Origin of the sequence: Proteus sp. fly-1067, from assembly GCF_040139345.1 — a bacterium.
Lineage (GTDB): Bacteria > Pseudomonadota > Gammaproteobacteria > Enterobacterales > Enterobacteriaceae > Proteus > Proteus vulgaris_B.
Map to the genome: position 1 here is coordinate 77,516 of NZ_JBEEUL010000005.1, position 15,256 is coordinate 92,771.

Consider the following 15,256-nt stretch of genomic DNA (forward strand, 5'->3'; position numbering starts at 1 on the left):
ATTAAGTGCGTTTTTGCATAATATGCCTACTCTATTAAACGATGGTTTTCCTAACAGAATGGCGTAAGCAATAAGGTAAAAAAATCAAACTAAGTGTTGTAATAATTGCGGTAGTAACTAATACCACAAAAAAGGCATTTTCAAAGGCTAAATTTGCTTGAGATATCACAAGAGAAGCCATATCAATGGGTAATTTTTCTGCCACAATCAGGGCTTCATCTAAACTGTCATAAGCTGCATCGTTGATAGCTAATGAGTCAGGTAATATCAGTTTTAAGGTATACACCGTACTCATCAAACTGCCCATAAATGTTACACCAATCACACTGCCCAGCTCATAAGCCACATCTTCAATTGAGGCCGCCATTCCTGCTTGCCTATCTGCGACACTTAACATAATTGACGTAGATGCCGTGGTAAAAATCAGACCTAAACCAAAGCCGATTAAGAATAAGCTACCAATTAATACTATTGGAGATGTTGTTTGATAAATAGCAATTAACCATAGATTTCCCACTAAAGTGAGTAGAAATCCACTGATGATCAGGCGAACTTCACCTAGCCGTGTTAAAAAATAGCCCGCTAAAGGTGATGCTAATACAGAGCCAATAGGAATAGGTAATATGGCTAATGCCGCATTTAAAGGTGTAAATCCGGCGACGAGCTGTAAGCGCTGACTTAGCAGTAGTTCAATCCCAACAATAATTACCATTGAAAGTATGGCCATTAAAATACCGATACTAAAAAAGCGGTTTTTAAATAACCTAAAGTCAATCATCGGATAAGCCTGTTTACGTTGGCGTAGAGTAAATAGAGTGAGGAAAACGACGGCAATAATGGTGGCAATAGTAGCTTCATCCCACTGTGTATAAGGTTTTCCTATCTCTTTTAAGGCATAAATGGCACTGATCAAACCAATTAAGATAAGTACTGAGCTTAAATAATCGATTTTATGGCGACCATGTCCTGCAAATGTAGGAATAAGCCAAATAGAGAACGGCAAGACAATCAGCACAATAGGGACGTTAATTAAAAAGACAGAGCCCCACCAAAAATGTTCAAGTAACATACCACCAATTAAAGGGCCTAAAGCCGCCCCGCCAGAAGCAACCGCAGACCAAATGCCAATCGCAATAGCTCGCTCTTGTGGGTCGCTAAAAACTTGGCGAACTATTGATAGTGTTGCAGGCATACTCATTGCAGCACCCACGGCTAAAAAACCTCGGGAAGCAATTAAAGTGGTTGCTGTCGGTGAGAAAGCAGCACATAGAGAGGCAATTGCAAAAAGAGGAAGACCACAGATAAACAGCGTTTTATGACCAATCCTATCGGTCAGCATACCTGCTGCGGGTAATAATCCAGCAACAATTAATGGATAAGCATTCATTATCCAAAGTTTTTCTGAAGCACTTGCGTTTAAATCATGAGTTAAACGTGGCAATGCGGTATAAAGCACGGTTACATCAACAACAATGAGAAACAGCATGCTAGATACCAAAAGTAATACTATCCAACGTTTATAATCTTTTATCATAGAAATCTCAGTTATTTTTATGTGTATTATTTTTACTAGCGGCTATAATATAAATCCATACGACCGTATTTAAAAGAGGTTTTTTTATGGGGCGTCAAAGAACTATTGATAGAGAAAAACTGTTAGAAGTTATCTTCGACATTGTAATGGAGCAAGGTGCTGCGGCATTAACCATCGATACGGTGGCGAAAAGAATGGGAATATCAAAAGGGGGCGTCCAATACTGTTTTAGCAGTAAAGAAGCGATGATTGATGCAATGTTTGAGCATTGGGAAGAGAGTTATGAAACCAAATTTAAGGAAGTCATTAAACAGGATGACTCACCTGAAAATCGCGTCACAGCACATATTTATGCCACTCAGGCTCATGATCAAATCTCTTTTGCTAAAGGGGCAAGTTTATTAGCGGCTCTGTTACAAACCCCTGAATATCTACAAGGTACCAAAGCGTGGTATCAACAGCGATTAGCGGGTTTAGATCTCACGACAGAAACAGGAAAACGTGCAAGATTGGCTTTTTTAGCAACAGAGGGAACATTTTTATTACGCTATTTAGGCTTAATGGATATTAACGATAATGAGTGGCAATCTATCTTTGACGATATTGATTCAGTACTGATTGAAAAAGAAAAAAGGCAATAAAAAAGCATATTGTTAAGAGAACAACATGCTTTTTATTGATGATAATGGGCTAGAATTAGTAATACATAGCAATTAGCTTATTGTCGATCTCTTTAACGTCAACGGGTGTGTCGAAAATATCTTCGATAATGTCTGCTTTCATGATCTCTTTAGGTGAGCCGTGATAATACAGTTGTCCATTACGCATGGCTAAAATATAGTCAGAGTAAACAGAGGCAAAATTGATGTCATGAATAACGATAATAATAGTTTTCCCTAATTCATCTGCAGCTTTTCGCAGAAGTTTCATCATTATTACCGCATGTTTCATATCAAGATTATTCAGTGGCTCATCAAGCATGACATATTCTGTATCTTGGCATAGTACCATCGCAACATAGGTACGTTGACGTTGCCCACCCGATAATTCATCTAGATAGCGATGACGAAATTCAGTTAGATTTAAAAAAGCTAATGACTCATCAATCACTTTTTTATCCTCAAGCGTTAAACGGCCTTTGCTGTAAGGATAACGCCCAAATCCAACTAATTCTTCTACGGTTAAACGGCTGACGAATTGGTTTTCTTGGCGCAGTATTGAGAGATTTTTTGCCAGCACATCACTATCTGTTGCCGCAACATCCATGCCGTTAACACTGACCATGCCACTTTCAGGAATTAATAAACGTCCAATAACAGACAGCAGTGTAGATTTACCTGCACCATTAGGACCAATAATCGAAGTAATACCGCCACGTTGAATAGTCGTTGTAATATTATCGAGAACGGTTATATCTTGATAATGCTTTGATATCTTGCTGATTTCAATCATATTAAAGTCTTCTTAACACCAAATAGATAAAGAACATCCCACCGACAAACTCAATCACAACAGAAAGTGTTCCTGTCATTTTTAAACCATATTCTAAAACGAGTTGCCCACCAATTAAGGCGATAGTACCCAGTAAAAAGGCAACAGGCATTAAGAAACGGTGCTGACTACTACCACTGATATGGTAAGCAAGGTTAGCGACAATTAAACCTAAGAAGGTTAATGGGCCGACTAAAGCGGTCGAAACAGCGACTAAAACAGAAATCAGTAATAAGATATAAGTGGTTTGCTTGCGGTAATTAATACCAAGGTTAATCGCATTCGCTTGACCTAATGCCATTACATCAAAACTATAGCGCATCCGCCAAAGTAAGATACCGACGACAATGATAATGGCTAAAGCGCAAAAGATAAGATCAGGCGTTGCTCGAGTGAAAGTAGCAAACATGCGACCCTGTAAAATGGAGAACTCATTAGGATCCATTAAACGTTGTAATAGTGTGGCTGAACTACGAAATAACGTACCTAAGATAATCCCAATCATCAGGACTAAATTGATGTTAAAACGTACGGAGCTAAACAACCAACGATAAAGTACAACCGAAAATAGCACCAATAATGTTGATTCTAAAAAGAATTTTGATAAGTTCAACATCCATGATGCAGGCATATCGCCTTCAAAAAAGACAAACACGGTTTGTAATAATACAAACAGCGCTTCTAAACCCATTAATGAAGGAGTCAAAATACGGTTGTTGGCAATGGTTTGAAACAGGATAGTCGAAACACCAGCTGCAAATGCCACTACAATCATGGTGAGAATAATGTAGGCACGATGAGTCAGAATATAAGAGATATTGCCGTTTAGGTTTATCGTCATAAATAACACAATAGATAATAACGATGCCCCTAACAATAACCAGATACGAGACATGGGTGAAAGGCGCATTTTCTTATGTTCGGCAGCGCCAGTACATTTGCTAATTATGGATGAATTAACTTTTTGCATAACGTTGCTGCTTTAGTAGTAAAAAAAGGAAAATGACGGCACCCACAGCGCCTAAAATAACACTGGCAGGAATTTCAAATGGGTAGCGAATAAGTCGGCCAATCACATCACACAATAAAACAATCGCACCACCACTCAAGCAAACCCACGGAATAGTTTTACGAATATTATCACCCATCACTAAGCTCACTAGATTAGGTACAATTAAGCCAAGGAAAGGTAAGGCGCCAACAACAGACACAACTACACCACTAATCAGTGCGATAATGGATAATCCAATGATCATCACCTTGCGGTAATTAAGTCCCACATTAATGGAGAATTCACGTCCCATACCAGCCACAGTAAAGCTATCAGCAACCCAACATGCCATTAACGCAAGTGCACCAACAAGCCATAAGAGTTCATAGCGGCCTTGTAATACACTTGAAAAATCGCCACTTGTCCATGCATCTAAAGATTGCAATAAATCGAAATAAACAGCTAAGAAGATAGTCAATGCACCGATAACAGCGCTAAGCATAATCCCCACTAAAGGCACTATTAGTGTCGTTTTTAATGTGATCCTTTGTAGAAGCAACATAAATAACAAAGTACCAAGAAGGGCGAAAACGGTCGCTACCAACATTTTGGTAAAGATGCCAGCTGCTGGAAAGAGCAACATAACGACTAATAATCCAAGGCTTGCCGATTGAGTGGTTCCCGCAAGAGAGGGTTCGACAAAACGATTTTGGGTTAGTAGTTGCATAATTAAGCCTGCAACACTAATGGCACCACCGGCGAGTAATAATGATAGGGTTCTTGGAACACGGCTGATAAAAAAGATATCGCGCATATCGGGATCAGAAAAAAGCGAAGCAGGAGTAATATCTCCTGCGCCGACAAATAGACTGATCATTGAGAGGATAGCAACAAGTCCTATCCCCAATGATAAATGGAACGTTTTCATTCAGTTACTTTATTTTTTTTGATCCAGTGCTTGATTGATAGTATCCATTAAGCGAGAGTAAGTTTGGATCCCGCCGGAAATATAAATAGAGCTTGCATCAAGATAGATAACTTGGTCTTTATTCCAAGCATTTACTTTTCTTACCAGCGCATTATCAAGGACTTGTTGCGCAGGTTGTGAATCTTCACGACCAATCGCAGCGTCACGGTCAATAACAAACATCCAATCTGGGTTAAGTTTTAACAGTAATTCAGAGTTGACGATGTTGCCGTGTGAACCTGGGCTATCAAAAACATAAGCAGGTTCAAAACCTAATACGTCATAGATAAAGCCAAAGCGAGAGCCTGGGCCATACGCTGAAATCTTACCACCACTGACTAACACAACCATTGCTTTACCAGCATCCGGTGTTTTGGCTTTTACAGTATCAATTTTACTATTGAAATCAGCCAGTAATTTTTTGGCTTGTTCTTCTTTGCCAAAAATTTGACCTAATGTTGTTGTGCGTTCAGCAAGGCTTTCAACAAAACGTTTAGGGTCGATATCCATTGAAATCGCAGGCGCAATTTCACTTAATTTCGCATACGCATCGCGAGCACGACTACCACTTAAAATTAAATCAGGCGCTGTTGTGCTGAGCTTTTCATAGTTTGGCTCGAATAACGCACCTTCATTGATGTAGTCGTTTGGGTTGGTGTATTTTTCTAAGAATTTAGGTAAATGAACATTGGTTTGTGGCAGACCAACAATAGGAGCACCTAATGCATCAATAATATCAAGGGTTTCCATATTCATCACAACCACTTTCTGTGGGTGAGCTGGAATTTCAGTTGTCCCTTGAAAATGTTCAATCGTGAGAGTTTGTTTCTCTGCTGATTGTGCTGTTGATGTGTCTTGAGCGTTATCACAACCAGCGATAACAAGTGAAGAAAGCAGTAAAAACAGTGGGCTTAATGACTTTTTAAACATTCTCTTTCCCATATTGTTGCAACACGAAATAAGACGGATCTTTACAGCAGTGGCTTAAATGTCGATCCACAAAGAAGATGATAATACCATCAAAAGTATAAAGAGTAATGATACTAATTCACATTCTCATAATAATAAAGGGTTAACTTGACTAAAATGGCGAAATTTTGCGAGAGATCATTAAAGGAAAATAAAGAACAAATTTTGTGACGTGAAAGAACTCTTAAGATTATTTGCTCAATTTGTGAAGAGTGTCAAAAGAGCAGGTCAAGGAGAGACAATTCTTAACCTATAAGAAATATCGTTAGCTAGTATCATTGCGTATACTTCATTCAAGCAGAAACAATCCTTATTTTAATCTTACTTTGGTTTCTGTACTGACACAGTAATGAATGCACAAGAGAAAACCTTGTTATCTCTAAGGTAAATCGTTGCCAATTCAAGAGGGTTTTATGCAAAAGAAATATATTTACTTATTTTGTTCTGCTGGCATGTCAACATCCCTTCTCGTGACCAAAATGCGAGCACAAGCAGAAAAATATGATGTGCCTGTGGTCATTGAAGCTTTTCCTGAAACGTTAGCTGCACAAAAAGGGCAGGATGCGGATCTGATTTTGCTGGGTCCACAAATTAGCTGGATGTTACCTGATATCCAAAAATTACTCCCGAATAAACCGGTCGAAGTGATCGATTCTCTGTTATATGGAAAAGTAGATGGCTTAGGCGTGTTAAAAGCCGCTGTTGCCTCTATTAAAAAAGCATCTGCAACAACAAATTAATTTTATTTTTTTATTATTTAAATTTTTTATTCCAGTCAAAGAGCGAATTTTTCAGCAAGCCGAGTAATTAGCGGCATTTAAAGGGTATTTTTCTATGAGTAAGTTCATTGGTTCACTTGAAAAGGTACTCCTTCCTTTTGCGGTTAAAATTGGAAAGCAACCTCACGTTAATGCGATTAAAAATGGCTTTATTCGTTTAATGCCGTTAACCCTTGCAGGGGCAATGTTTGTACTTATCAATAACGTTTTTCTTAGTTTTGGTGATGGCTCCTTTTTTTATTCTCTAGGTATCCGCCTTGATGCGTCAACAATAGAAACACTCAATGGATTTAAAGCTATTGGAGGGAATGTCTATAACGGTACATTAGGTATAATGTCGTTGATGGCGCCGTTCTTTATCGGAATGGCATTGGCAGAAGAGCGAAAAGTTGATCCAATTGCAGCAGGCTTACTCTCTATTGCTGCCTTTATGACGGTAACACCTTACAATGCAGCTGGGGCTTATGCTGTTGGCGCTAATTGGCTAGGTGGGGCAAATATTATTTCAGGGATCATTATTGGTCTTGTTGTGGCTGAAATGTTTACCTTTATTGTGCGTCGTAATTGGGTTATTCGATTACCTGATAGTGTCCCCGCTTCTGTTTCGCGTTCTTTTTCTGCGTTAATTCCCGGTTTTATTATTTTATCAATTATGGGGATTATTTCGTGGGGATTAGCGACGTATGAAACAAACTTCCATCAAATTATTTTAGATTCTATCTCAACACCATTAGCATCAATGGGTTCTGTTGTAGGTTGGGCATACGTTATTTTTACCTCTCTACTGTGGTTCTTTGGTATTCATGGTTCACTGGCACTTGCTGCACTTGATAGTGGCATTATGACACCGTGGGCATTAGAAAACGTATCACTTTATACCGAATACGGTTCAGTAGAAGCCGCTTTGGCAGCCGGTAAAACGTTCCATCTCTGGGCGAAACCGATGTTAGACTCCTTTATCTTCTTAGGCGGTACAGGGGCAACACTGGGGCTTATTATTGCAATCTTTATCGCATCCCGTCGTGCGGATCATCGCCAAGTTGCTAAACTGGCATTACCCGCAGGTTTATTCCAAATTAATGAGCCGATTATTTTTGGTTTACCTGTGATTATGAATCCAGTGATGTTTATTCCTTTTATTCTTATTCAACCTATTCTTGCTGCAATTACTGTGACTGCTTATTACTTAGGGATAATCCCACCAGTAACAAATATAGCGCCATGGACGATGCCAACGGGGTTAGGTGCATTCTTTAATACTAACGGCAGTATTGCAGCACTGTTATTAGCGCTGTTTAACTTGGGTGTAGCAACACTGATTTATCTTCCTTTTGTCATCATCTCAAACAAAGCACAAACTGAAATTGAGAAAGAGGAGAGTGAAGAAGATATTGCCAATGCATTGAAATTTTAAGTCATAGAAAAAGAAGTGCAGAGGTTTATCTGCACTTCTTAGAGTCAAAGAGGATATACCATGTTAGATATTGAAAATGCAGTTGATAGCAGTGCTACAGAAGATGAATTTGAAGAGATAATCATGGGCCTTATCATTAATTCAGGCCAAGCACGCAGTGTCGCTTATGGTGCATTAAAAAAAGCCAAAGAAGGTGATTTTGAAGGTGCTAGAAAGTTAATGGAGCAATCACGCGAAGCCTTAAATGAAGCTCATAAAATACAGACACGTTTAATTGGTGATGACCAAGGTATCGGAAAAACGAAAGTCAGTTTAGTTTTAGTCCATGCACAAGATCATTTAATGACTTCAATGTTAGCCAGAGAGTTAGTGACAGAATTAATCGAGTTGCATGAAAAGATAAAATAAGGTGAATGCTGTGGTGGAGTCATTGAGAGCACAAAGCGAAATACGTATGGTCTATGAAGATCAGCTATTTAATGGCAAAAATTTTCATGTCTTTATTTATAATAAAACAGAAAGTGTCAGTGGACTGCATCAACATGATTATTATGAATTCACCATTGTTTTAACAGGGCGTTATTATCAAGAGATAAATGGCAAAAAGGTTTTATTAGAGCGTGGTGATTTTGTTTTTATTCCCATTGGCTCTCACCATCAGAGTTTTTATGATTTTGGTGCGACACGTATTTTAAATGTAGGGATCAGTAAAGCTTTTTTTGATAAACATTATTTCTCGTTATTACCTTCTTATTTTATTGCCTCACAGGTTTATGAATTAAAAAATGAGTTTCTCTCTTATATTGAATCTGTTATTAGCTCATTAAATTTTCGCCATACGGAATTTAATGAATTTATTGAAATTGTCACCTTTAATGTGGTGAACAGATTACGACACCATCGAGATAATCGTATTGAAGATGATATTCCCTTATGGCTAAGAGATACCGTAAGCGAGATGCATGATAAACAAAAGTTTGGTGAAAATGCACTGGTTAATATGGTGATGCTATCAGGAAAATCACAAGAGTATTTAACACGGGCAACACGGCGTTATTACGATAAAACGCCTATGCAAATTATTCATGATATTAGAATTAATTTTGCAAAAAAACAGTTAGAAATAACAAATTATTCGATAACCGATATTGCTTTTGATTCTGGCTATAGTAGCCCAAGTCTATTTATTAAGACATTTAAGAAAATAACATCATTGACGCCAAATAGTTATCGAAAAAATTTGTGCAGTATTAAAGAAACAAACTAATTCATTATTAAGCGTAAAAAATTAATCAATAATAAAGATTGATTTAATTTGAAATAGAGAGAAAGAAGAAAATAAGCTTATTTTCTTCAGGGCTCTTTACGTCTTAATTTCGCCATTAATACACAAATAACAGCATTATTGTGCTGTATGGGAGTATTTTATGAGTCATAAATTAAAAATCGTTACCATTGGTGGTGGAAGCAGTTATACGCCTGAATTGTTAGAAGGTTTTATTAAGCGTTATCATGAATTACCAATCACTGAATTATGGCTGGTGGATGTAGAAGAAGGAAAAGAGAAGCTTGATATTATTTTTGAGCTTTGCCAACGCATGGTAAAAAAAGCGGGTATTCCTTTAACCGTTTATAAAACTCTTAATCGCCGTGAAGCGTTAAAAGATGCTGATTTTGTCACAACACAATTGCGGGTGGGTCAATTGAAAGCAAGAGAGCTTGATGAGTCGATCCCGTTAAGTCACGGCTATTTAGGACAAGAAACCAATGGCGCGGGTGGGCTATTTAAAGGTCTACGCACGATCCCTGTTATTTTCGATATTATTAAAGATGTTGAAGACATTTGCCCTAATGCATGGATCATTAACTTTACCAATCCAGCGGGCATGGTAACTGAAGCCGTTTATCGTCATACTAACTTTAAGAAATTTATTGGGGTTTGCAATATCCCAATTGGCATGAAGATGTTTATTACAGATGTTCTTAAGTTAACAGATAAAGATGAACTCTCCATTGATTTGTTTGGTTTAAATCATATGGTGTTTATTAAAGATGTCATTGTAAATGGTCAATCCCGTTTTCCTGAATTATTGGATGGTGTTGCTTCAGGAACATTAACCGCAGGCTCGGTGAAAAATATTTTCGATTTACCTTTTAGTGAAGGGCTAATCCGTTCTCTTAATATGTTGCCGTGTTCTTATTTGCTTTATTACTTTAAGCAAAAAGAGATGTTGGCTATAGAAATGGGTGAATATTACAAAGGCGGGGCTCGTGCTAAAGTAGTTCAAAAGGTCGAGAAACAACTGTTTGAGTTATATAAAGATCCTGATTTAAATATCAAACCGAAAGAGTTGGAATTACGTGGTGGTGCCTATTATTCTGATGCGGCCTGTGAAGTGATTAATGCTATTTATAATGATAAACAAGCTGAGCATTATGTGAATATTCCACATCATGGTCATATTGATAATATTCCCGCAGATTGGTCAATTGAAGTGACTGCTATTTTAGGTCGAGATGGTGCTAAACCTCATCCTCGTTTAACGCATTTTGATGAAAAAGTAATGGGATTAATTCACACCATTAAAGCCTTTGAAATCGCAGCCAGTAAAGCGGCTATTAGCGGTGAATTAAATGACGCTTTATTAGCCATGAATTTAACGCCATTAGTGCTTTCCGACAAAGATGCAGAAGTGCTTACACGTGAAATGTTATTAGCGCATAAAACCCATCTACCTCATTTTGCTAAAGCAATTGCAGCGTTAGAAAAAGCCTCTCATTAATTGTCGGCGGATAAATATAAGTAATAAGGAGACAGAATGGCTGGTTTATTGATTGTGAATGCGGATGATTTTGGGCTTAGTAAAGGCCAAAACTACGGTATTGCAGAGTGTTTTCGTCATGGTGTTGTTAGCTCAACAACGGCACTTGTCAATGCTGAGGGAATTGAACACGCAGCACAATTGCGTCATGAGTTGCCTGACTTAGGTGTTGGGCTTCACTTTACTTTGACGATGGGTAAACCACTGTCTCCTTTACCTTCTTTAACTCGTGAAGGTGTATTAGGAAAATGGGTGTGGCAAATGGCAGAAGAGGGCAATTTACCGCTTGATGAAATTCGTGTTGAGCTTAACGCACAATATCAGCGTTTCATTGAGATCTTTGGTTGTGCTCCCGACCATATTGATAGTCATCACCATGTGCATATGTTTAAGCAAATCTTTCCTATTGTGGCGGAGTTTGCCAAAGAAAAGTCATTACCAATGCGGGTTGATAGACCGTTAGCACAAAAAGAAGGGATTGATACCCAAGGTGTAATAAGCAGTGATGGTTTTGATAGTCAATTTTATGGTGATGAAATTACACAAGCCCTCTTTTTAAAGGTGCTTGATGAGTCTAAAGCACGTCATGAGCAATCGTTAGAAGTGATGACGCATCCTGCTTTTGTCGATAATCCATTACGCGCAAGTGGTTATTGTTTTCAGCGTCTAACTGAACTTGAAGTATTAACAGATAGCGCATTAAAGCATGCTATTTTGGAAAGAGATTATCAGCTAGGCACGTATCAAGATTTAATGTAGTGGTTTTTAGACAATCGGAGTCTGTGTTATTCCCCTGGTGTGGGTCTTTTGAATTATTTTGCCTCTGTTTTTATAAAGCAGAGGCATTTTTGTTTTCAGAAGAAAAAAACTAAGTTGTAATTTTTTCAAACGAGTGGACTATTTCTGTTATTTTATAAGATATTGGATCTTCAATTTTAAAACATAAGTCATCATAAAAAACAAAGTTTTTACCCATGCCAAATGAACTTTCAAATATTATTCCATCACAGTTACTAAAGCTTTTTAGAAATTCACACAAAAACTGAGTAGGAATATAATCTATATTAGAACTTTCTGGTCTAACAGGTTTGGATAATTCACTAGAAAGCATTTCTAATAAATTTAAAATACTTATAACATTGTTGTATCTTGTTTCATCAAAAGAACATATTGATATTTTTTTTCTTGGAGATGTTAAGTCAATTAAAGAAACATCTTCTTCCAAAATTAGCTTAGATATATAAATAATGCTAGTATTATTAGGTCTAACTTCTGAAATACAAGTTTCTTCGTTATTAGCTAAATATAAATAGGATATTCCAATCGGATTTGCGCGGCCTGCTGTAGCATTTCCTGCGGGAGGTTTTCCCATTTTTGTCTTTTCTAATTGATGCTCATGTATTCTTGCCCTAAAGAAAAATTCATCTTTATCATACTTTACTTTTAGCTGCTCTATAATTTGGAAAAAATCCTCATCAGCATTATTATTTTGTATGTTAAACAGGGAAGAGTAAATTGAGTTTTTAGGGAAAAATCTATTTTTAAACTTAATCTCTTTTTTGAACTCTTCCCATTTGCTTATATGGCCTAAATAATCTTCTTTTAATAGGTATTTTTTTATTATATATTCATTTCCTAATATTTCACCAAGTAATTTCTTTGTGTTATGTATTTTTTCATTAAAGATATTAAAAGTATTTTGTAGAATATCAGATAATAACTCCCCTTTTTCGCTTTCAACTACAATTCCTAAAAATGGTTCAAAAAATCGAGATAAATCTTTAGGATTTATTGTAAATGCATTTTCTTTTTTACAATATCCACATCTATCATTAGTATGATTAAGGCCAATAGTTTTAATAATGGCAGAATCATGAAAACAATTAGAACAGCATAGTGTCATTTATCCACCTCGATATTAGAAGATAAATAATTACAAAGAGTTTCGATATGATGCTCAATAGAGATTTTCTTTAATTGGCCAAGTCCTGGAAAATGTTTTTCATTATATAAATATGCAAGTTCTCTGGTTCCAAGAGTATTATCAAAAGTATTAGGATATGAATTTATAAAATTAATATATCTAGCTAGAGCCTCATGGAATTTACCACCAGGGTTTGCTGGGCTATTACTTTTCTCAGAGGAAAAATGTCTAATAAACATTTGGTTATAGTCTTTTTCTATATAAGAAAGGTGTATTGTTACCACATAAGCAGGGCCTCCTGCTTCAGAATATTCAGCACCAACAATTGCATAGTCACTGAAACCAATAACATTCGGTCTAGTCAAATAATTAATATGTAAGTTGGAAAAACTTGAACGTTCTTTATAATCAGCATTTCTTGTTTTCTTTTGAAAAGGATCATCTATTAGAATAATGTTATTCTTTAATTGATACAGTTCATCATCTACAGTTTGTTTTGGAATGATAGAGTAAGTAGAACGATTTAAATATTGGAAGTGTTTTTTCTCTAGGATATCAGCTATAAATATAGCATTTACAGTAGGCAATTCATTAAGTACTAGACTATAGTTAATTGTATTATCTGCTATCTTTACACAGGGAATAAATTTTATTTTATTATCCATCGAAGATAATTTTATAATTAAATTAATACATTCGTTTTCAAAATCACCTAAGTTTGGATTAATAATAATTATTGGGATAATATTGTTTTCATTTAATTCTTTAATTGTTCTTACTAGTGGTAATAAATTTTTTCTAACGGGTTCTATTATAGGTTTGTAAATTTTATTATTTAATAAAGGAGCTAATTCACGTAATGCATTAAGTTCGAACTGCTTACCTCTTATAAAGGGGAAGTACATAAATCATCCTTATTTAGATATAAAGATAAAATATTTCTAAAAGCTTCTTGTTGAGTTGGAGATAACTTGAAGCTAATAGCCGAGTTAATTAATGATGATGGTAGTGATTCGAGCATGGAAAAATTTACTTTTCTATATTTTTTTAGTGCAGCTATATATAGTTTTCTTATGTCATCATTTGATGATTGATTGAAAATAGATAAACAGTGATTAAATAAATACATATTTGATGATACTATTTTTCTATTTGATAAATTTTCAGCAATATATACGTATTCTGCTTTTCTTAATGAATTAATCATTATCTCTCTATCAATGTCTACTTGTATTTTATTAGCTTTTCGAATTTCTATCAGTGCATCTCTATCGGTTAATTCAATAATTCCAACATTTTCAGGAACTATAGATATTACTTTTTGAGTATGACTTTTATCACATACAACATATACTTTTTCAAAGATTTTGAGGTAGGTTGATATTTGTTCTGGTAATCGAACTAGAGAATCAAATTTAGTTTTTATTTCATAACAAGTAGTACATCCATTCACGATGACACAATCGGCTTTGTTATTACCTACTCTCAATTCTGTTATCATGGTTGCATTATTATTGTGTTTTTTTAAAAATAGTTTTTGTGCAACAATATTCTTAAAAAAATATTCTGATTTATAATCTTTTTTACACTGTTTAAATGTTGATTCAAAGATATCAGCGATTTTTATTGGATGATTATTTAACGAAAGATAATTATTTATCAATGTATAAAGAAATGAAAAGTCACCTTGAGTAATCTTATGAATAGATTGACTCGTAAAAAGCTGTGAAGCCATTTTGCTTTTAAGTGAATTATGTTTATTTGATCTATTATTCATTTCAATATATATCCGATAATTATTCATAATTAATTATGATTGTATCATGATACTACTCGCTAAATAAAAAACATTTTTTTATTAGAATTCATGAGGTTAATTAAATATTTTATATTTAATAGCTTGAAGATGAAAACTTTATACTAAATAGATATAAAATCTAGAGGGTAATCTAATAATTGAGAGAATAATCAGAAAATAGAATGTAACAATGAAATAAAAATTATTCTTATTAATCAAAACCTATAACCAATACTGGCGATAAGCACCTTACTTGGATGGTTTTTTCCTTCCATTTTGAAATAACTGCCCTCATAGCTTAAAGCAAGTGTAATATTTTGTGGTGATGTTAACGTGATACCCGTTCCCCAACTTACTGATTTAGATGAGTGATCTTTATTTATATTTCCTAGTGTTTGATAACTCATACCACTTACCCCAATAACGCCATATAGCTCAACGAAAGGTGTTAATACATAGGCTGGACCACTGCAAGTGAGGCATAACGTAATCTCTCATTATGAGATTACGATTTGTAGGCTATCGATCCTGAAAGTTGCAGAGAGATTTTTTATTCGTATTAGTAAA

At 35.7% G+C, this 15,256-nt stretch carries 16 protein-coding genes; 7 read left to right on the top strand and 9 right to left on the bottom strand.

Going from position 1 to position 15,256, the window contains the following annotated elements; genetic code table 11:
• Positions 1-34: 34 nt before the first annotated feature.
• Positions 35-1,534, bottom strand: a complete 1,500-nt coding sequence (locus ABN217_RS09090) for an MFS transporter (RefSeq protein WP_196554432.1) — start codon at positions 1,532-1,534, stop codon at positions 35-37.
• 86 nt (positions 1,535-1,620) lie between these two features.
• Between ABN217_RS09090 and ABN217_RS09095 the strand changes: the two genes are divergently transcribed.
• Positions 1,621-2,175, top strand: coding sequence for a TetR/AcrR family transcriptional regulator (locus ABN217_RS09095; RefSeq protein ID WP_196554431.1), 555 nt, complete (start codon positions 1,621-1,623; stop codon positions 2,173-2,175).
• 55 nt (positions 2,176-2,230) lie between these two features.
• Here ABN217_RS09095 and ABN217_RS09100 read toward each other — a convergent pair whose 3' ends face one another.
• From ABN217_RS09100 to ABN217_RS09115, 4 genes are read right to left on the bottom strand one after another with little or no spacing between them, the layout of a single operon-like run.
• On the bottom strand, positions 2,231-2,986 hold the full coding sequence (locus ABN217_RS09100; RefSeq protein ID WP_072068904.1) for an iron ABC transporter ATP-binding protein: 756 nt from the start codon (positions 2,984-2,986) through the stop codon (positions 2,231-2,233).
• A 1-nt stretch (position 2,987) separates the two neighbouring features.
• Positions 2,988-3,995 carry an iron chelate uptake ABC transporter family permease subunit gene (locus ABN217_RS09105; protein WP_196554430.1) on the bottom strand — a complete coding sequence of 336 codons (1,008 nt, stop codon included), beginning with the start codon at positions 3,993-3,995 and terminating at the stop codon, positions 2,988-2,990.
• A complete protein-coding gene (locus tag ABN217_RS09110) occupies positions 3,982-4,944 on the bottom strand; it encodes an ABC transporter permease (protein WP_196554429.1) in 963 nt (320 codons plus the stop codon). Before ABN217_RS09110 ends, ABN217_RS09105 begins: the two co-directional genes overlap by 14 nt.
• A gap of 9 nt (positions 4,945-4,953) precedes the next feature.
• Positions 4,954-5,913, bottom strand: a complete 960-nt coding sequence (locus ABN217_RS09115; RefSeq protein WP_109409029.1) for a siderophore ABC transporter substrate-binding protein — start codon at positions 5,911-5,913, stop codon at positions 4,954-4,956.
• 452 nt (positions 5,914-6,365) lie between these two features.
• Here ABN217_RS09115 and ABN217_RS09120 point away from each other — a divergent pair, with 452 nt between their 5' ends.
• The 6 genes from ABN217_RS09120 to chbG all read left to right on the top strand — a co-directional run bounded on the left by ABN217_RS09120 (position 6,366) and on the right by chbG (position 11,726).
• Entirely contained in the window at positions 6,366-6,692 is a 327-nt protein-coding gene (locus ABN217_RS09120) for a PTS sugar transporter subunit IIB (protein WP_072068900.1), read from the top strand.
• 94 nt (positions 6,693-6,786) lie between these two features.
• Positions 6,787-8,145, top strand: coding sequence for a PTS N,N'-diacetylchitobiose transporter subunit IIC (chbC, locus tag ABN217_RS09125; RefSeq protein WP_072068899.1), 1,359 nt, complete (start codon positions 6,787-6,789; stop codon positions 8,143-8,145).
• 60 nt (positions 8,146-8,205) lie between these two features.
• Positions 8,206-8,553 carry a PTS N,N'-diacetylchitobiose transporter subunit IIA gene (gene chbA, locus ABN217_RS09130; protein ID WP_072068898.1) on the top strand — a complete coding sequence of 116 codons (348 nt, stop codon included), beginning with the start codon at positions 8,206-8,208 and terminating at the stop codon, positions 8,551-8,553.
• Positions 8,554-8,563: 10 nt separating this feature from the next.
• On the top strand, positions 8,564-9,412 hold the full coding sequence (gene chbR / locus ABN217_RS09135) for a transcriptional regulator ChbR (RefSeq protein ID WP_196554428.1): 849 nt from the start codon (positions 8,564-8,566) through the stop codon (positions 9,410-9,412).
• A 160-nt stretch (positions 9,413-9,572) separates the two neighbouring features.
• Positions 9,573-10,928: a 6-phospho-beta-glucosidase gene (locus ABN217_RS09140; protein WP_196554427.1), complete on the top strand. Its 1,356-nt coding sequence runs from the start codon at positions 9,573-9,575 to the stop codon at positions 10,926-10,928.
• A 36-nt stretch (positions 10,929-10,964) separates the two neighbouring features.
• The gene (chbG, locus tag ABN217_RS09145; RefSeq protein ID WP_196554426.1) at positions 10,965-11,726 is read left to right on the top strand and encodes a chitin disaccharide deacetylase; all 762 of its coding nucleotides are present in this window, start codon (positions 10,965-10,967) and stop codon (positions 11,724-11,726) included.
• A gap of 109 nt (positions 11,727-11,835) precedes the next feature.
• Here chbG and ABN217_RS09150 read toward each other — a convergent pair whose 3' ends face one another.
• The 4 genes from ABN217_RS09150 to ABN217_RS09165 all read right to left on the bottom strand — a co-directional run bounded on the left by ABN217_RS09150 (position 11,836) and on the right by ABN217_RS09165 (position 15,096).
• Positions 11,836-12,870, bottom strand: a complete 1,035-nt coding sequence (locus ABN217_RS09150) for an RES domain-containing protein (RefSeq protein WP_196554425.1) — start codon at positions 12,868-12,870, stop codon at positions 11,836-11,838.
• Entirely contained in the window at positions 12,867-13,796 is a 930-nt protein-coding gene (locus tag ABN217_RS09155; RefSeq protein ID WP_349439506.1) for a sce7725 family protein, read from the bottom strand. Before ABN217_RS09155 ends, ABN217_RS09150 begins: the two co-directional genes overlap by 4 nt.
• Complete coding sequence (locus ABN217_RS09160; RefSeq protein WP_340894314.1) at positions 13,778-14,668, bottom strand: sce7726 family protein; 891 nt, start codon at positions 14,666-14,668, stop codon at positions 13,778-13,780. Before ABN217_RS09160 ends, ABN217_RS09155 begins: the two co-directional genes overlap by 19 nt.
• A gap of 236 nt (positions 14,669-14,904) precedes the next feature.
• Positions 14,905-15,096: a hypothetical protein gene (locus ABN217_RS09165; RefSeq protein ID WP_196554423.1), complete on the bottom strand. Its 192-nt coding sequence runs from the start codon at positions 15,094-15,096 to the stop codon at positions 14,905-14,907.
• Between the last annotated feature and the right edge of the window lie 160 nt (positions 15,097-15,256).